Raw genomic sequence first — 16,770 nt, forward strand, 5'->3', positions numbered from 1 at the left:
TGCGACGACTCCTTCAGCTCAGACGATAACAAGGGTGAGGACGGTCAGAACAACCGATCCGATAATGACGGCCCAGCCCAGTTTCTGCGCGGGTTCCAGATCCAACATCTTGCCGTTGTCCCAAATCAGGTGACGCACACCGGCCAGCGTGTGGTACCAGAGGCCCAGCACCGACAGGCTCATCACGATGTCGCCGAGCCAGCTGGTCATCACCGCATTTGCGGTGCGGAAATAATCTTCAGAAGTTGCCGCCGCCAGAAACCACCAGGCGATCAATAGCGCGCTCACAAGCAAGGCATTGCCCGTAATCCGCGTCAGGATCGAGGTGATCGAAGTGATCTGCGGGCGGTAGACCTGCAAATGTGGCGAAAGCGGGCGGTTGCCCCGATTTACATCGGCCATGTTGGCTCCTTTCCGGTTAGCTGACGACGTTTTAGCGGTTTTTTGCGTCCTGTCACGCAAACGAGCGGTAAAAATGCGCAGTTATTTTTGGGAATGCTACGAAAACAACAATATGTGATCACACGGTTCCGGTAAGTGATCACAAAACAGCATATAGGTGAATCCTTACAGAATCACATGGTGTTCGCGAATTTAATGGACTGACGGGACAAAGCTGCCCAAATCTGCATTTTGCTGTGCCACTTCCCGCAACAGTTTTTTGCGGATCGCATCTGGATAGTCGTCGAATCTGGCCGCAGTCTGAACAAAGGCGCCGGGTCCGTGAATGAGCTGTTCAAAGAAATACGCCGTCAGATCCGGCTCGCTCTCCTCAATTGCAAGCGCATTGACAGTCACCCCTGCCGCGCTGAGAGCACCGCGCATCGCCGTCGGCTCGATCCCCTCATTCGACGGCCCGTCACCAGAAACATCGATCACCCGGCGGCGACAGCTCGGCACCAGCTGGAACTGCTCCAACGCCAGCTGCAGTGCCTCACCGATGCCGGTTGCGTAGTTGCGCCAGGGGCGCGGAGCACTGGCAATCTCCGCAGCCAGCCGGTCGACCGCCGGGAAATCTGTGACGCTGCGCCAGCTGAGCGTCAGGTCCTGGCGCCCGCTGCCCGACCATTGAATTAGCGCTACCCGCGCCTGTGCCCGCACCAGAGCCTCGGCGACGATCCCATCGCGCAGCGCCGCAGCCAATCCCTCCATCTGCGTGCGGTATTCCTCGACATCGACGCTGCCGGAGACGTCAACCGCCAGAACCAAGGCAAGATCGCACGCCCGCGTCTGCATCGGCGCCAGTGTCACAAGCATAAAAACGCACAGTCGAAGGATCCGCATATTCCAAGCTTAGCGAAAACCGGGCGGTTGCCCTATCGTTTTTCGCAGCCCGCCCGCTGTCCCGCAAACAGGGTCTCGATCGGCGCCCAGTGACCCAGCACCTGGCGGCTGTGCCGATCATAGGCGAACCAATTGCCGCCACCAGCGGGCTGATCCCAGCGCCGATCAATCGCCACGCCCCTCAAGGCGCAGTATAGCAGTGTGCCGACCGCCCCGTGACCACAGAAAACTAGCGCTGAATCCGGGTAATCCTGCTCCACCGCCTGAACCTCCCGCTGGATCCGCGCCTGCGCATCCACAGCTCTCTCCCAGCCGCGTACCGACTGCGACGGCTTCGCAAAGAAGGCATCAGCCTGCACCTCAAAGGCCTCAGGCAAAAGATACCCTGTGCTGGAGCGATCGTTCTCATGCGTGTTCGGTCGACAGCTGACCAGCGCCCCAAGCGCGGCGGCCAGCGGCGCGGCGGTCTCGACCGCTTTGCGTTCGGCGCTGGCGATCACCGCCGCCTTGCCTGTCGGCTTCAATATCGTCAGACGCTGCGCCAGGTGCGCCACCCGCGCTGAGCCGATCGCGGACAGCCCCCAATCAGGCGGGGCGACAGCCGCGTCTATCTCCACCTGCGGATGCGTGATGTAAAGAACAGTGGCGGGATCAAGTTCGATCATTTCACACCCATTGATCCCGCGTAGGTCATCGTGGCATCAGGGCCCAATAGTCCAGATCCAGCAGGACCTCGGGCCGATATTTGTTGTCATCCCCCTTCAGCTGGAACGGAGCACCGCCACTCGTCGCAACCAGACGTAACCGGATTGCCCCAACCCCGGGAGCCGCGGTTTCCGCCTTGTCCAGAACCTCCGACCAGGCGCGAATGGTCATGCCGGATGTGCAGGGGTTTGCGTGGGCGCCTCCATTCAGCCCCACGATCATCTGTGCATTGGCAAGGCCGTTGAACGACAGCGCCCGCGCCATGGAAATCACATGACCACCATAAATCAATCGTGAGCCATCAGGCCGCGCGGTGGTGTCGAAATGCACCTTGGCCGTGTTCTGCCACAGGCGCGTGGCCAGCATGTGCTCAGCCTCTTCAACAGTGACCCCGTCAATATGGTCTATCTGCTCGCCAACCTCATAGTCGCCCCAGCGATGCGTCTCGCCTGCCAGCGTGAAATCATAGTTGGAAAAATCCAGCCCGGCAGGAATGACCAGCTCCTCAGCAGAGATCACCCGGGCCAGGTCCGGAATGCAGGTCTCCGGCGCAGGGACGTCCAGGTCTCCTTTGCGCACCATCACCCAGCGAACATAGTCAAGCACGCAGTCATCACGTTGGTTGAGGCCACGCGTCCGCACGTAGACCACGCCGGACTTTCCGTTTGAGTTCTGCTTGACCCCAATCACCTCACTCTCGGCGCGCAGGGTGTCGCCCGGGTAAACAGGCAGGTGCCAGCGCCCCTCCGCATAACCGAGGTTCGCCACCGCATTCAGCGAAACATCCGGCACGGTTTTGCCAAAAACCATGTGAAACGCCGCCAGATCCTCCAGCGGCGATTGAGCCAGACCACATCCGCGCGCAAATTCATCCGAGGAATAGAGCGCATGTCGCGCCGGGTAGAGCGCATGATACAATGCGCGCTCCCCACCTGAAACCGTCCGCGGCACCGCATGATGCAGCACGTCGCCGACGGCATAGTCCTCAAAGAACCGGCCCGGATTGGTCTTGGCCATTAGTGATCTCCCAATTTGGTGTCAGGGGTATAGGTGCCGGGCACCTCTTTCACCACAGATTGACCACAGCGCATGATACCCTTCACCGGATCGAAGGTCTGGGTGGGACTGCCATAAAGCTCCCACCCTTTGTTCAGTGCATCGGTCACCTTGTGGCAGAAGGCCGAGGTGTCGTCCTCGGACAGAAAACGATAGAGTTTCATCAGCGATCACCCCGGAAACGGCGAAGGGCCAACCAGCCCGTGGATATAGCCGATCACCCCCAGCAGCACGATCGACGCGACAAGGAACATCCCATCTTTTGCGATGCTGCCTTTGGGGTTCGGGGTCCAGTTCGGCTCGGACCGGTTGATCACAACCATTTCAGCCAGCGCCCAGACGAGCATACTGCCAAAGAGCACAAAAGAGGCCGGATCCCAGTTCACCAGAAGATGCGCCACGGCCCACATCGCAAAGCCGAGCAGCATGGGGTGACGCAGCTTGTAAAACAGCGCCCCCTTGCTGGGGCCAGGACTGGTAAAGTAGAGGCCAAGCAACACCAGAGTGTTGTTGATATGGGTAAGAAACGGGGGCGGCAGCGCCAGATCGAAGGATTCGGCACTGCGGTAGCCGATCACCATCAAGACAACGCTTGCAAGCAGCGCAAGCGCCATCATCCCCTTGCCACGACCCCCCATTGCGGCGCGCGCATCCGGCGCCAGCCTTTTGAAGAAATGCGCGCCCCACCAGATCAGGATGCCTAGAAGCAACAATGCCATGTCAGTCTCCCCAAGAAATATGACTGACCCAACGCCTAGGCGGAAAACGCCGCAATTGCATCCGCTTTTGCGAGAATTTCGCGGGCCGTGGCGACATGCAGGTTTTCGACGATCTTGCCATCGACCACCGCGACCCCCTGCCCCTCTGCTTCGGCTGCATCAAAGGCCGCGATCTGACGACGGGCGAGGTCAATCTCATCCTCTGACGGAGCAAAGGCCGTATTCGCCACATCGACCTGCGCCGGGTGGATCAGCGTCTTGCCGTCAAACCCCATGTCGCGGCCCTGGGCACACTCCACTGCAAGGCCCTCGCCATCCTTGAAGGCATTATAGACCCCGTCCACAATAATGATCCCTTCCGCCTTTGCCGCGAGCAGACATTGACCGAGCCCGGCCATCAACGGCAGCCGATCCGCGCGGAAACGGACCTGTAGCTCCTTGGCGAGATCGTTTGTGCCCATCACCATGCCCTGAAGCAGCGGGTGTGCGGCGATTTCTGCTGCGTTCAACATGCCGCGAGGCGTTTCCATCATTGCCCAGAGCGGCGTATCGCCTGTGACCTTGGACAGCTGATCCAGGTCAGCGGCAGAGGACACCTTGGGCAGCAGTATTGCATCGCAATCCATCTCGGCCGCCGCCTCTGCATCCGCGGCGCCCCAGCGGCTGTCCAGACCGTTGATCCGAACGATTTTCACCCGACCGCCATACCCCCCTTCGTCCAGTGCCGCCGCCAGCGTCGCCCGGGCGTTTTCCTTCTCATCGGCAGAAACGGCGTCCTCGAGGTCGAAGATAATCGCATCCACAGGCAGGCTGCGCGCTTTGTCGAGCGCGCGAGGCTTGGAACCGGGGATGTAAAGTACCGAACGATAGGGACGTGTGCGCGGATCCATGAGCGACCTCCTGAGACATTTTGTTGCGCAAACGGGTACCCAAATGAAAGGAAGCTTTCAAGTGAAATTACGCCGCAGCGCAGAATTCCCGACATCACACCGGTTGGAAACGAGTCACCGTGGAAACCTAAATACTTGGAGCTATTTATTATTTTAAGGAAAAATCAAGGAGAACTCTGCGTTAATGGGATGTCAGCATCTATTTGCAACACTTTTCAGACCGGATGAGGACCGAACCAAAACGGCATGACCCTTCCGGGAGCGGGCAAACAGATCCGCGCAGACGATGACGCGATACCGGCGCGATGCATGACCCGCCCGGGTCGGATCACACGACCCGAGGGACCGCCCCGCTGCCGGATCTTCCGGAAAGGGTAAAACCCATGTTGAAGAAGACGTTTGAAGTTGCAGTTCTCAAAGGCGCCACGCTGGCGGCACTTGGTCTTATGGCCCTGCCGGCGGCGGCACAAACCAGCAATAACTGCGCGCCCCGCGATCAGGTCGTGAAACGGCTGGCTGAGCGCTACGGTGAAAGCCGCCAAAGCATTGGGATTGGCCAACGTGGTGTCGTGATGGAAACATTCGCCTCGGCCGACACTGGCAGCTGGACAATCACGATCACAACGCCGGGTGGGGTGACATGCCTTGTTGCCTCGGGCCAATCCTTTGAGTTCCTGGCTGAGGCGCTCCCGGCCGTCGACAGTGACGCCTGACAGACGGCCCACCCGAAGACAGAGGACCACCTGCCTAATTGGTCGGTTCGTCTAGCGGCGGAGGGGAGCAGCAAACGGCCCTCTGCCAATCTGGCTGACCGGGACTACGGGCACGGATAAAGACACCTGGATTTCTCTGGCTCCGGCATTTTAAACCTTTGGGGCGGGGTCGATCATTAGGTCAACCCATCCCAGATCAGCTTGGTCCCCGTGGCCAGCAATAAAACATAGGTCAGTCCAAAAAATAGCGGCTCAGATACCCGGTGGTGCAGCCGCACCCCGATCCAGGCCCCCAGCAAGGCAAAGGGCGCCAACATCAGATCAAGTGTCAACGATGCCGGGGTCACCAACCCAAGCATCGCATAGGGCACGAACTTCGCCATATTCAGAACGCCAAACACCAATACGGTAGAGGCCTGATATTCCGTCTTGGTCATTTTGCGCCCCAGCAGATAGACCGCCGCCGGCGGCCCGCCGGCATGGCTTACAAAGCTGGTGAACCCCGCAACCAGTCCGGCCAACAGCCCGGTCACATCAGCGTTCTCACGCGGCTCTGCCAATCGCGCCCGCAGATGCCCCGACAGCTGCCAAGCCACAAACCCCACCGAGATGACACCGATGAGGATCCGCATGGCATCTGCGTCGACAGATCGGTAGAAGACAGCCCCCAACAGCACACCGGGCAAACCGCCGACAATCAGCAAAAGCGACTCGCGCATCCGCCAGCGCCCCCAGTACGGTCGGAGTGATGCCACATCAATCAGCATCAGCAACGGCAACATAAAGGCTAGTGCTACACCAGGCTCCACAATCAGAGCAAGAATCGAGGATGAGGCAAAGGCAGCACCAGAACCAAAGCCCGCCTTGGAAACACCCGCGAAGGTAACTGCCAGAACCGCCACCAGAAAAAACATAACCGTGATCTCGGGCATCTGAGAAATCCCTCTAAGTGCCTCATATGTCGATTTTTTAAACAGATCCGTCCGAAATGAACAGTCTGCGGCAGATCAGCCGTAGCCACGCAGGGATCTTGCGCCAAGACACAGAAGGGCTTAGTCCTCCCGGCAATCACAACCGGACCGGAGAGATATTCCAATGGCTCGACCCAAAATCGCCCTGATCGGCGCAGGCCAGATCGGCGGCACACTTGCCCACCTCGCAGCACTGAAAGAACTCGGCGATGTCGTCCTGTTCGACATTGCCGAAGGCACCCCTGAAGGCAAGGCGCTCGACATCGCAGAATCCGGTCCTTCGGAGGGCTTCGATGCCAAAATGAAGGGCACCCAGTCCTATGAGGACATTGCAGGCGCCGACGTCTGCATCGTCACGGCCGGTGTCCCGCGCAAGCCCGGCATGAGCCGCGATGACCTTCTGGGCATCAACCTCAAAGTTATGAAATCCGTCGGCGAAGGCATCCGTGACCACGCGCCGGACGCATTTGTGATCTGTATCACCAACCCGCTGGACGCAATGGTCTGGGCCCTGCGCGAGTTCTCGGGCCTGCCCCACGAGAAGGTCTGCGGCATGGCCGGTGTTCTGGACAGCGCCCGCTTCCGTCACTTCCTGGCTGAAGAATTCAACGTCTCCATGAGAGATGTCACCGCCTTTGTGCTGGGTGGACATGGCGACACGATGGTTCCGCTGACACGCTACTCCACCGTCGCGGGCATCCCGCTGCCGGACCTGGTGAAAATGGGTTGGACCAGCCAGGAGAAACTCGACGCGATCGTTCAGCGCACCCGTGACGGTGGCGCCGAGATTGTCGGCCTTCTGAAAACCGGGTCGGCCTTCTACGCGCCCGCCACCTCGGCGATTGAAATGGCAGAAGCCTACCTCAAAGATCAAAAGCGCGTCCTGCCCTGCGCGGCTTATGTTGATGGTGCTCTGGGCCTTAAAGGCATGTATGTTGGCGTGCCCACGGTGATTGGTGCCGGAGGTATCGAACGCGTCATCGACATCAAGATGACCGCAGACGAGCAGGCAATGTTCGACAATTCAGTCAACGCAGTCAAAGGCCTGGTCGAAGCCTGCAAAGGTATCGACGGCTCATTGGCTTGAATTCGACGGCAAGAAACACGTCATTTTAGAAGGCCCGCCATCTTGGCGGGCCTTTTTCTTGCCGCACGGCCTCCAGCAGGAAGCCGCCCCCTCCCGTACCCAGTTAGATCCCAAGAAGGCGCAGCACGATATCGGCTCGAGCCGCAACAGTCGTTTTAGGCAGGACAACGACACGATAGCCGAGCCGTCGATAAGCCATTACCAGGCGGTCATACTCCTCAACAGCCTGTCCGAAACCATGCTGCCGCTCGGCGTCCTGGCAATAGATCTCCGCCCAGGGCGGCGTTAGGACCACCAGATCGTGGTAGCGTTCGGATTTGGCCAGAAAATCGCCAACAGGCCGTCCGGTGACATGCGACAACGCGACCGCCGCATCCACCATCCCCCGGTCAAAGAACACCCATCCCCGGGTAGAAGAAACGCCGCGGCGATCTTCGCGCGCAAGATCCATCGCCCGTCGCGAAAACGCTTCCATATTCACCCATGGCAGCGCAGCGCCGCTCCCCAGCTTTTCCTCGGCGACGATCCGACGCCCCGGCTCGGCCACAGTCGCAAACCCGCGCCATCCCAACTCAGTCAGTAGAGTGGATTTTCCACCCCCTGAACATCCCGAAAGAATGACATGCCGCGCTGTCCCCTCGGTCATGAAGCCCCCCCCTTTTGCATCATGGAAACTGCCCGTCGCCTCAGCGCTCGGGTGTTGGAAATCTCTGCCGTGCCCCGCTGAGACGGCGACCCCACATGCCCAGTTCGTGCCACACGCGCGGCGTCCGGGCGGTCGAATGCCGCATCCGGGCATCTTACGGTCGGTCAGGATCCAAACCTCTCCCATCGAATCAACTGCATTCACATTCTGTAAATTTGTGATCACACGCCGGAAAACTGTGATCACAAATTCGATAAATCTTCGGGAATTCTTTACCAGCTGTGAGAAAACCCTTTAAACATTGGCGCCATGACGGCGTATTAGACAAGACAATTGCAGCCAGACGGGACAGTTTCAGATGAACATCCACGAATATCAGGCCAAGGCCCTCCTCCGCAGCTACGGCGCGCCGGTTTCGGACGGGCGTGTGGTGCTCAAGGCAGAAGATGCCAAAACCGCAGCTGGTGAGCTGGACGGCCCGCTCTGGGTGGTCAAAGCTCAGATCCACGCAGGTGGCCGCGGCAAAGGCTCCTTCAAGGAAGCCGACGCGGGCGAAAAAGGCGGCGTGCGCTTGACCAAGTCGGTCGAAGAAGCCGCTGACGAAGCCAAAAAAATGCTGGGCCGCACGCTTGTGACCCACCAGACCGGCCCGGCCGGCAAACAGGTGAACCGCATCTACATCGAGGCAGGCTCCGGCATTCAGACCGAACTTTACCTCGCGCTGCTGGTGGACCGCCAGACCTCGCGCATTTCCTTTGTCTGCTCCACAGAGGGCGGCATGGACATCGAGGAAGTGGCGGAAGCCACCCCCGAGAAGATCCTGTCCTTTTCCGTTGATCCGGCAACCGGCTACCAGCCGTTCCACGGCCGCCGCATCGCCTTCTCGCTGGGTCTTGAGGGCCAGCAGATCAAGCAATGCGTCAAACTGATGGGCCAGCTCTACAAGGCATTTGTCGAAAAAGACATGGAAATGCTGGAGATCAACCCGCTGATCGTCTCCGACAGTGGCGATCTGAAGGTCCTGGACGCCAAGGTCGGTTTCGACGGCAACGCGGTTTACCGCCACGCCGATATCTCCGAGCTGCGCGACACCACCGAGGAAGACCCCAAGGAACTGGAAGCCTCCAAATACGATCTGAACTACATCGCTCTGGACGGTGAGATCGGCTGCATGGTGAACGGTGCGGGTCTGGCGATGGCCACCATGGACATCATCAAACTCTACGGCGCTGAGCCTGCGAACTTCCTCGATGTTGGCGGCGGCGCCACCAAAGAGAAAGTGACCGAAGCGTTCAAAATCATCACCTCTGACCCGAACGTCAAAGGCATCCTGGTCAACATCTTCGGCGGCATCATGCGCTGCGACGTCATCGCCGAAGGCGTGGTCGCCGCGGTGAAAGAAGTCGGCCTGAAGGTTCCGCTGGTTGTTCGCCTCGAAGGCACCAACGTGGAAGCCGGCAAAGACATCATCAACAACTCCGGTCTTGATGTCATCGCAGCCGACAACCTGTCCGACGGCGCCGAGAAGATCGTGAAAGCGGTGAAAGGGTAATTCTTTGCGGAAGCTCATCTTCTCCCTTCCGATTTTAGCGCTTGCTGCATGCCAGACCACTGGCTCAGCCACGCAAGACACGCAGCCTCAAACTGCGGCAGCGGGGTCCAGCCAAACATCTGTTTCAGCAGATGCAGCCTTTGACCATGGTGTCAAATTTTGCATTGGTTATTTGCAGTCAGGAACTCCTATTGAGACCTTGAGCAATGTCGGCTTCAGGAAAAGTTTGGACGCTTGGTCAACTAAGCCTTTCCTAGCGTCCTCAAGCTTCGAGGACCCCAAAGTATACGTTACCACGGTTCGGGGAGATGAGTGTTTTGTGACAATCACCCCGAAAACCCGCAATGAAATGGTTTCATATTTCGCGAGAGCTGAACGTGTTCTTTCTGCGCAGGGCTACCGCAAGGAAGTAAGGACGTTCAGAAAAGGCAGAAAGTTCACCTATTTCATCAAGGGCACGAATGAGATCAGCCTTCAGGCTTCAACCTCGGGGACTATCGTTTCTGTCCACCTCGCGAACTAAGGCATTTGCTGGAGAGCTTAGATTCCACAGCGCTGTAACAGCGGCCAAGCCGCACTAATAAGGAGACTCCTAAAATGGCAGTCCTTATCGACGAAAACACCAAAGTGATCTGTCAGGGCTTTACTGGCTCGCAGGGCACCTTCCACTCCGAACAGGCCATCGCTTATGGCACGAAGATGGTCGGCGGCGTGACCCCCGGCAAAGGTGGCCAGACCCACCTGAACCTGCCGGTTTTCAACTCCGTGCACGAAGCCAAGCACGTCACCGAGGCGAATGCCTCCGTGATCTACGTGCCACCGCCCTTCGCGGCTGACTCCATCCTTGAGGCCATCGACGCCGAAATGGAGCTGATTGTCTGCATCACCGAAGGCATCCCGGTTCTGGACATGATGAAGGTGAAGCGCGCGCTGGAAGACAGCAAATCGCGTCTGATCGGCCCGAACTGCCCCGGCGTCATCACTCCAGATGCCTGCAAGATCGGCATCATGCCCGGCCACATCCACAAGCGTGGCTCGGTCGGCGTTGTGTCCCGCTCGGGTACCCTGACCTATGAAGCTGTTAAGCAGACCGCCGATATCGGTCTCGGCCAGTCCACCGCTGTGGGCATCGGCGGCGACCCGATCAAGGGCACCGAGCACATCGACGTGCTGGATATGTTCCTGGACGATCCGGAAACCGAATCCATCATCATGATCGGTGAGATCGGTGGCTCCGCTGAAGAAGAAGCCGCAGAATTCCTCGCCGAGCAGAAGAAAAAAGGCCGTTGGAAGCCGGTCGCTGGCTTCATCGCAGGCCGTACTGCCCCTCCGGGCCGTCGCATGGGCCACGCCGGCGCGATCGTCGCAGGCGGCAAAGGTGGCGCAGAGGACAAGATCGAAGCGATGAAATCCGCTGGTATCGTTGTGGCTGACAGCCCGGCCACCCTGGGCGAGGCCGTTCTGAAAGCTATCGGCAAATAATGCCGAAGGCTGCCTCATATGGCATCAAGGACCAAATCCCGGACGGGCACACCCTGTCTGTCCGGGAACCGAGCGGCTGTCCGGGCCGCTCGTCTTCCCGTTTCAGGGATCCTTTTGCAGATAAGATTGTTACCTCCAGAGGCCGTTCTTATCTGCTGCAGGATTCCGAGGGCGTTTTACTCTTCCGAAACGCCTTCTGATCAGGCTGCAACGCATTGACCCAAGGTCGCACCAAAACCGGTCCCAACCCGCAAGAGGTACTCTCATGACCGACCAGAGCCCTAACGATCTCTTCCATGCCTCCTCCTTCATGCAGGGGCACAACGCGGAGTATCTGGAGCAGCTCTATGCCCAATATGCCAATGACCCCAACGCGGTGGATGCCGCCTGGGCGGAGTTTTTCCGGCAGATGGGGGATGCAGAGCTCGACGTGAAGGCCGAGGCCGCAGGCCCCTCCTGGGCGCGCTCCGACTGGCCGCCTGCTCCCAATGACGACCTGACGGCCGCGCTGACCGGCGAATGGCCCGCCCCGGAAGAGAGCAAGAGCGCCGGCAAGAAGATCAAGGATAAGGCCGCAGCCAAGGGTGTCGAAGTGACCGACGATCAGGTCCAGCGCGCCGTGCTGGATTCGATCCGGGCCTTGATGCTGATCCGGGCCTACCGCATCCGCGGTCATCTTGCGGCCAATCTCGACCCGCTCGGGATGCGCGAGGACGCCCAGCACCCTGAGCTGGATCCGCGCACTTACGGCTTCAGCGAAGCCGACATGGATCGCCCGATTTTCATCGACAATGTTCTGGGTCTTCAGGTCGCCTCGATGCGCCAGATCGTGAACATCGTGAAACGCACTTACTGCGGCACCTTTGCCCTGCAGTACATGCACATCTCGGACCCCGAGCAGGCCAGCTGGCTGAAGGAGCGGATTGAGGGCTACGACAAGGAAATCACCTTCACCCGCGAAGGGCGCAAGGCGATCCTAAACAAGATGGTGGAGGCCGAGGGCTTCGAGAAATTCCTGCACGTCAAGTACATGGGCACCAAACGCTTTGGCCTTGATGGCGGCGAGAGCCTGATCCCGGCGATGGAACAGATCATCAAGCGCGGTGGCGCGCTGGGGATCAGAGACATCGTGATCGGGATGCCGCACCGGGGCCGCCTGTCGGTGCTCGCCAATGTGATGCAGAAACCCTACAAGGCGATCTTCAACGAATTTCAGGGTGGCAGCTTCAAACCCGAAGACGTGGATGGATCGGGCGATGTGAAATATCATCTTGGCGCGTCGTCAGATCGTGAATTCGATGGCAATTCCGTCCACCTGTCGCTGACCGCGAACCCCTCTCACCTCGAAGCGGTAAACCCGGTGGTTCTGGGCAAGGTGCGCGCCAAGCAGGATCAGCTGAAAGACCGCGATCGCAGCAAGGTTCTGCCGATCCTGTTGCACGGTGATGCGGCCTTTGCCGGCCAGGGGGTCGTGGCGGAATGCTTCGCCCTGTCAGGGCTGCGCGGCCACAAGGCAGGCGGCACCATGCATATCGTGGTGAACAACCAGATCGGCTTTACCACCGCACCGCATTTCTCTCGCTCCTCTCCGTATCCCACCGACAACGCGCTGGTGGTTGAGGCGCCGATCTTCCACGTCAACGGCGATGACCCGGAAGCGGTGGTCCATGCCGCGAAGGTCGCGACCGAATTCCGGCAGAAGTTCCACAAGGACGTGGTTCTGGATATCTTCTGCTACCGCCGGTTTGGTCACAACGAGGGCGACGAGCCCATGTTCACCAACCCTCTGATGTACAAGAAGATCAAGGGCCACAAGACCACGCTGTCGCTTTATACTGAACGTCTGGTGAAGGACGGGCTGATCCCCGAGGGCGAGATTGAGGATATGAAAGCCTCGTTCCAGGCTCGCCTGAACGAGGAATTCGAAGCCGGAAAGAACTATAAGCCGAACAAGGCGGACTGGCTGGACGGACGCTGGTCGCACCTCGACAAACACGGCGCCAAGTATCAGCGCGGCCGTACTGCCATCAAGCCGGACACCCTGAACGAAATCGGCACCGCACTTTCACGCGTGCCGGAGGGCTTCCCGATCCACAAGACCATCGGCCGTTTCCTTGAAGCCCGTGGCAAGATGTTCGAGACCGGTGAAGGCATCGACTGGGCGACCGGTGAAGCACTCGCCTTTGGCTCGCTGCTGACTGAAGGCTACCCTGTCCGCCTCGCCGGTCAGGATGCCACGCGCGGCACCTTCTCGCAGCGCCATTCCGGCATCGTGAACCAGGAGACCGAAGAGCGCTACTATCCGCTGAACAACATCCGCAGCGGCCAGTCGCAGTATGAGGTGATCGATTCCGCCCTGTCGGAATATGCTGTCCTCGGGTTCGAGTATGGCTACTCGCTGGCGGAACCCAATGCGCTGACCCTGTGGGAGGCCCAGTTCGGTGATTTCGCCAACGGCGCCCAGATCATGTTCGACCAGTTCATCTCCTCCGGCGAGTCCAAATGGCTGCGTATGTCAGGCCTCGTCTGCCTGCTGCCGCACGGGTTCGAAGGTCAGGGCCCGGAGCATTCCTCCGCCCGTCTGGAACGCTTCCTGCAGATGTGCGGCCAGGACAACTGGATTGTGGCGAATTGCACGACACCGGCAAACTACTTCCACATTCTGCGTCGTCAGCTGCACCGCACCTTCCGCAAGCCGCTGATCATGATGACGCCGAAATCGCTGCTGCGTCACAAGCTGGCGGTCAGCAAGGCCGAGGAGTTCACCACCGGCTCAAGCTTCCACCGCGTGCTGTGGGATGATGCACAGCACGGCAACTCCGACACCAAGCTGGTGGCAGACGACAAAATCAAGCGCGTGGTGCTCTGCTCTGGCAAGGTCTACTATGACTTGCTGGAAGAACGTGACGCGCGCGGCATCGACGACATCTACCTGATGCGGATCGAACAGTATTATCCCTTCCCTGCCATCTCCCTCGTAAAAGAGCTGGAGCGCTTTAAGGGCGCCGAGATGGTCTGGTGCCAGGAAGAGCCCAAGAACCAGGGTGCCTGGACGTTCATCGAGCCGAATATCGAATGGGTGCTGACCCGTATCGGCGCCAAGAACAGCCGCCCGATTTATGTCGGTCGCGCCACATCGGCCTCACCCGCGACGGGTCTGGCCAGCGAACACAAAGCCCAACAAGCTGCGCTCGTCAACGAAGCGCTGAGCATCGAAGGATAACACCCTATGACCACCGAAGTTCGCGTGCCCACCCTGGGCGAATCCGTGACCGAAGCCACCGTTGCCACCTGGTTCAAGAAACCCGGTGATGCCGTAGCGGCTGATGAAATGCTCTGTGAGCTGGAGACTGACAAGGTCACCGTCGAAGTCCCCGCCCCTGCCGCAGGCACCCTGGGTGAAATCGTCGCCGCCGAAGGCGAGACCGTAGGGGTCGACGCCCTTCTGGCCACCATCTCCGAAGGTGCGTCCTCCGGCGCCGCAACCTCGGATGCGCCCAAGAGCAATACCACGCCAGCCGCAGACACCGGTGACAAGGCGGGGGCCAGCACCGATGTGATGGTCCCCACTCTCGGTGAATCGGTCAGCGAAGCCACCGTCTCGACCTGGTTCAAGAAGGTCGGCGATACCGTCGCGCAGGATGAAATGCTCTGTGAGCTGGAAACCGACAAGGTCTCGGTCGAGGTGCCCGCGCCGGTCTCCGGCGTTCTGACCGAAATCACCGCCGCAGAAGGCAGCACCGTGGATGCAACGGCCAAACTTGGTGTGATCTCCGGTGGCGACGCTGGCGCGGTCACCCCCGAGCCGACAAAGGCAGAAACCGCCGGTGGTGCGCAATACACCACACCTCCTGCAGGTCAGGGCGGTCCCGCAAAGGATGTCGCCAATGCGCCCTCCGCAGAGAAAGCCATGGCCGAGGCCGGTCTGTCCGCAGATCAGGTCCAGGGCACCGGTCGCGATGGCCGCATCATGAAGGACGATGTCGCCCGCGCTGTGGCTGCGGCCGCAGCGGCACCGGCGGCTACTGCCTCGGCGCCCGCAGCTGCCGCTCCGGTGCGCGCACCTGTGGCAGCCGACGACGCCGCGCGCGAAGAACGGGTGAAAATGACCCGCCTGCGCCAGACCATCGCCAAGCGTCTGAAGGACAGCCAGAACACCGCGGCCATGCTCACCACCTACAACGAGGTCGACATGACCGAGGTGATGGCCCTGCGTAATGAGTACAAGGATCTGTTCCTGAAGAAGCACGGTGTGAAACTGGGCTTCATGTCCTTCTTCACCAAGGCCTGCTGCCACGCGCTGAAGGAAGTGCCCGAGGTCAATGCCGAGATCGACGGCACCGACATCGTCTACAAGAACTTTGTCCACATGGGCATCGCCGCAGGCACGCCCACGGGACTGGTGGTTCCGGTCATCCGCGACGCCGATGCAATGTCCTTTGCTGACATCGAAAAAGCGATAGCCGAGAAAGGCGCGCGCGCCCGCGACGGCAAGCTGTCGATGGCGGAAATGCAGGGCGGCACCTTCACCATCTCCAACGGTGGTGTCTATGGCTCGCTAATGTCCTCGCCGATCCTGAACCCGCCGCAATCCGGTATCCTCGGCATGCACAAAATCCAGGACCGCCCGATGGCGATCAATGGCAAGGTCGAGATCCGCCCGATGATGTATCTGGCGCTATCCTACGACCACCGCATCGTCGACGGCAAAGGTGCCGTGACCTTCCTCGTGCGCGTCAAAGAAGCGCTGGAAGATCCCCGCCGGTTGTTGATGGATCTGTAGGATAGCATGCGCGCGCTGTTCCAGATTACGGAGAAGGGCCGGGCGGCTGATGGCCGCCGCCTCGCAGCGCGCGCAACTCTTGTTCAGCTCGCCGTTGTCTGGGGGCTGTTCGCCGTTATTGGCACGCTGGAGATTGCTGCTGGGAATGAGATTGCGCCCTACTCGCAAGCGATGGTAGCGGTTTGCATATTCTATATCTTTTTTCTCTATGCTCTCGCCCGCGATTGGGCGGTAGTGGGCATTCTTTACGGTGGATACCTTCTGCTAGGATTTTTTGTTGGCGGCAATCTTATCGGGTTGGGCTTGCTTTACGCTCTTGGCACCATCGTTTCCAGTATCCTGAACTTCGTGACTCTGTGCGGCATCGTGATCTGGCTGCGAAACCGATCTGCAACCTCTACAAGCATTGTGTAAGGTCTAGATGACCCCTGAACTCACCGCTCTCACCCTCGCCGCCCTGCTCCAGGTCTTTCAGATCGCCCTGATGGCGGTGCCTGCGAACCTTGAGCTGGGTCAGGGCAAAACGCTTGGGCCGCGCGACCGGGATCGTCTGGGCAGTGATCTGCGCGATCAGCTCTCGACCCGCACCGCGCGTCTACACAGGGCGATGTCAAACCACTTTGAGGGGCTGATCCTCTTCGGGATCGCCTGCCTGGTGGTGTCACTGGCGGGCAAGTCAACCGGGTTCACCGCGGCCTGCGCCTATGCCTACCTCGGCGCGCGCGTCCTCTACATTCCCGCCTATGCCTTTGGCTGGGTCCCGTGGCGCTCGCTGATCTGGTCTGTGGGCTACCTCGCAACCACCCTCATGCTGATTGCGGCCCTGACATGAGCCGTCATCTTTCCCAAAATACTCCGGGGGAGGCCCCGCCAGGGGCCGGG

The 16,770-nt window shown here is 59.7% G+C and carries 18 protein-coding genes; 9 read left to right on the plus strand and 9 right to left on the minus strand.

What is annotated here, in order from left to right:
• Window positions 1–18: 18 nt before the first annotated feature.
• The 7 genes from sdhC to VWY34_RS12920 all read right to left on the minus strand — a co-directional run bounded on the left by sdhC (window position 19) and on the right by VWY34_RS12920 (window position 4,654).
• Complete coding sequence (gene sdhC, locus VWY34_RS12890; RefSeq protein WP_416536455.1) at window positions 19–402, minus strand: succinate dehydrogenase, cytochrome b556 subunit; 384 nt, start codon at window positions 400–402, stop codon at window positions 19–21.
• 192 nt (window positions 403–594) lie between these two features.
• Window positions 595–1,284 carry a DUF1194 domain-containing protein gene (locus VWY34_RS12895; RefSeq protein ID WP_416540711.1) on the minus strand — a complete coding sequence of 230 codons (690 nt, stop codon included), beginning with the start codon at window positions 1,282–1,284 and terminating at the stop codon, window positions 595–597.
• A gap of 32 nt (window positions 1,285–1,316) precedes the next feature.
• Window positions 1,317–1,949 carry a histidine phosphatase family protein gene (locus tag VWY34_RS12900; RefSeq protein WP_416545559.1) on the minus strand — a complete coding sequence of 211 codons (633 nt, stop codon included), beginning with the start codon at window positions 1,947–1,949 and terminating at the stop codon, window positions 1,317–1,319.
• Between the two features lie 25 nt (window positions 1,950–1,974).
• Window positions 1,975–3,006, minus strand: coding sequence for a MaoC family dehydratase (locus VWY34_RS12905; RefSeq protein WP_416536452.1), 1,032 nt, complete (start codon window positions 3,004–3,006; stop codon window positions 1,975–1,977).
• Complete coding sequence (locus tag VWY34_RS12910) at window positions 3,006–3,209, minus strand: DUF1737 domain-containing protein (RefSeq protein ID WP_340544304.1); 204 nt, start codon at window positions 3,207–3,209, stop codon at window positions 3,006–3,008. Before VWY34_RS12910 ends, VWY34_RS12905 begins: the two co-directional genes overlap by 1 nt.
• A gap of 6 nt (window positions 3,210–3,215) precedes the next feature.
• Complete coding sequence (locus VWY34_RS12915) at window positions 3,216–3,764, minus strand: NnrU family protein (protein ID WP_340544303.1); 549 nt, start codon at window positions 3,762–3,764, stop codon at window positions 3,216–3,218.
• Between the two features lie 35 nt (window positions 3,765–3,799).
• Window positions 3,800–4,654 carry an HpcH/HpaI aldolase/citrate lyase family protein gene (locus VWY34_RS12920; protein WP_416545561.1) on the minus strand — a complete coding sequence of 285 codons (855 nt, stop codon included), beginning with the start codon at window positions 4,652–4,654 and terminating at the stop codon, window positions 3,800–3,802.
• Between the two features lie 383 nt (window positions 4,655–5,037).
• Here VWY34_RS12920 and VWY34_RS12925 point away from each other — a divergent pair, with 383 nt between their 5' ends.
• On the plus strand, window positions 5,038–5,367 hold the full coding sequence (locus VWY34_RS12925) for a hypothetical protein (protein ID WP_340544300.1): 330 nt from the start codon (window positions 5,038–5,040) through the stop codon (window positions 5,365–5,367).
• A 176-nt stretch (window positions 5,368–5,543) separates the two neighbouring features.
• Here the strand turns inward: VWY34_RS12925 and VWY34_RS12930 are convergent, their stop codons facing one another.
• Window positions 5,544–6,299 carry a sulfite exporter TauE/SafE family protein gene (locus tag VWY34_RS12930; protein ID WP_340544299.1) on the minus strand — a complete coding sequence of 252 codons (756 nt, stop codon included), beginning with the start codon at window positions 6,297–6,299 and terminating at the stop codon, window positions 5,544–5,546.
• Between the two features lie 163 nt (window positions 6,300–6,462).
• Between VWY34_RS12930 and mdh the strand changes: the two genes are divergently transcribed.
• Entirely contained in the window at window positions 6,463–7,425 is a 963-nt protein-coding gene (gene mdh, locus VWY34_RS12935) for a malate dehydrogenase (protein ID WP_340544298.1), read from the plus strand.
• 103 nt (window positions 7,426–7,528) lie between these two features.
• On the opposite strand, the gene VWY34_RS12940 is transcribed toward mdh, so the two are convergent.
• Window positions 7,529–8,071 (minus strand): AAA family ATPase, encoded by a 543-nt coding sequence (locus tag VWY34_RS12940; protein WP_416545563.1) that lies wholly within the window; start codon window positions 8,069–8,071, stop codon window positions 7,529–7,531.
• Window positions 8,072–8,429: 358 nt separating this feature from the next.
• On the opposite strand from VWY34_RS12940, the gene sucC reads away from it, so the two are divergent.
• From sucC to VWY34_RS12975, 7 genes are all read left to right on the plus strand, one after another.
• Window positions 8,430–9,623, plus strand: coding sequence for an ADP-forming succinate--CoA ligase subunit beta (gene sucC / locus VWY34_RS12945; protein WP_340544296.1), 1,194 nt, complete (start codon window positions 8,430–8,432; stop codon window positions 9,621–9,623).
• Between the two features lie 4 nt (window positions 9,624–9,627).
• Window positions 9,628–10,146: a hypothetical protein gene (locus tag VWY34_RS12950; RefSeq protein ID WP_416543360.1), complete on the plus strand. Its 519-nt coding sequence runs from the start codon at window positions 9,628–9,630 to the stop codon at window positions 10,144–10,146.
• A 74-nt stretch (window positions 10,147–10,220) separates the two neighbouring features.
• Window positions 10,221–11,105, plus strand: a complete 885-nt coding sequence (gene sucD, locus VWY34_RS12955; protein ID WP_008559701.1) for a succinate--CoA ligase subunit alpha — start codon at window positions 10,221–10,223, stop codon at window positions 11,103–11,105.
• 265 nt (window positions 11,106–11,370) lie between these two features.
• On the plus strand, window positions 11,371–14,328 hold the full coding sequence (locus VWY34_RS12960) for a 2-oxoglutarate dehydrogenase E1 component (RefSeq protein WP_416537188.1): 2,958 nt from the start codon (window positions 11,371–11,373) through the stop codon (window positions 14,326–14,328).
• 6 nt (window positions 14,329–14,334) lie between these two features.
• Window positions 14,335–15,888 (plus strand): 2-oxoglutarate dehydrogenase complex dihydrolipoyllysine-residue succinyltransferase, encoded by a 1,554-nt coding sequence (odhB, locus tag VWY34_RS12965; RefSeq protein ID WP_416536445.1) that lies wholly within the window; start codon window positions 14,335–14,337, stop codon window positions 15,886–15,888.
• Window positions 15,889–15,894: 6 nt separating this feature from the next.
• Window positions 15,895–16,302 carry a hypothetical protein gene (locus tag VWY34_RS12970; protein WP_416537186.1) on the plus strand — a complete coding sequence of 136 codons (408 nt, stop codon included), beginning with the start codon at window positions 15,895–15,897 and terminating at the stop codon, window positions 16,300–16,302.
• Between the two features lie 7 nt (window positions 16,303–16,309).
• On the plus strand, window positions 16,310–16,720 hold the full coding sequence (locus VWY34_RS12975) for an MAPEG family protein (RefSeq protein ID WP_416545565.1): 411 nt from the start codon (window positions 16,310–16,312) through the stop codon (window positions 16,718–16,720).
• Window positions 16,721–16,770 lie beyond the last annotated feature (50 nt).

Origin of the sequence: Phaeobacter sp. JH20_02 (genome assembly GCF_048056915.1) — a bacterium.
In the GTDB taxonomy this organism is placed as follows: Bacteria; Pseudomonadota; Alphaproteobacteria; order Rhodobacterales; family Rhodobacteraceae; genus Phaeobacter; species Phaeobacter bryozoorum.

Coding starts and splice junctions, on each gene's coding strand:
- VWY34_RS12970 (WP_416537186.1), top strand. CDS start 15,895: ATGCGCGCGCTGTTCCAGATTACGGAGAAGGGCCGGGCGGCTGATGGC.
- sdhC (WP_416536455.1), bottom strand. CDS start 402: ATGGCCGATGTAAATCGGGGCAACCGCCCGCTTTCGCCACATTTGCAG.
- VWY34_RS12960 (WP_416537188.1), top strand. CDS start 11,371: ATGACCGACCAGAGCCCTAACGATCTCTTCCATGCCTCCTCCTTCATG.
- sucD (WP_008559701.1), top strand. CDS start 10,221: ATGGCAGTCCTTATCGACGAAAACACCAAAGTGATCTGTCAGGGCTTT.
- mdh (WP_340544298.1), top strand. CDS start 6,463: ATGGCTCGACCCAAAATCGCCCTGATCGGCGCAGGCCAGATCGGCGGC.
- VWY34_RS12930 (WP_340544299.1), bottom strand. CDS start 6,299: ATGCCCGAGATCACGGTTATGTTTTTTCTGGTGGCGGTTCTGGCAGTT.
- sucC (WP_340544296.1), top strand. CDS start 8,430: ATGAACATCCACGAATATCAGGCCAAGGCCCTCCTCCGCAGCTACGGC.
- VWY34_RS12940 (WP_416545563.1), bottom strand. CDS start 8,071: ATGACCGAGGGGACAGCGCGGCATGTCATTCTTTCGGGATGTTCAGGG.
- VWY34_RS12920 (WP_416545561.1), bottom strand. CDS start 4,654: ATGGATCCGCGCACACGTCCCTATCGTTCGGTACTTTACATCCCCGGT.
- VWY34_RS12895 (WP_416540711.1), bottom strand. CDS start 1,284: ATGCGGATCCTTCGACTGTGCGTTTTTATGCTTGTGACACTGGCGCCG.
- VWY34_RS12905 (WP_416536452.1), bottom strand. CDS start 3,006: ATGGCCAAGACCAATCCGGGCCGGTTCTTTGAGGACTATGCCGTCGGC.
- VWY34_RS12900 (WP_416545559.1), bottom strand. CDS start 1,949: ATGATCGAACTTGATCCCGCCACTGTTCTTTACATCACGCATCCGCAG.
- VWY34_RS12910 (WP_340544304.1), bottom strand. CDS start 3,209: ATGAAACTCTATCGTTTTCTGTCCGAGGACGACACCTCGGCCTTCTGC.
- odhB (WP_416536445.1), top strand. CDS start 14,335: ATGACCACCGAAGTTCGCGTGCCCACCCTGGGCGAATCCGTGACCGAA.
- VWY34_RS12915 (WP_340544303.1), bottom strand. CDS start 3,764: ATGGCATTGTTGCTTCTAGGCATCCTGATCTGGTGGGGCGCGCATTTC.
- VWY34_RS12975 (WP_416545565.1), top strand. CDS start 16,310: ATGACCCCTGAACTCACCGCTCTCACCCTCGCCGCCCTGCTCCAGGTC.
- VWY34_RS12925 (WP_340544300.1), top strand. CDS start 5,038: ATGTTGAAGAAGACGTTTGAAGTTGCAGTTCTCAAAGGCGCCACGCTG.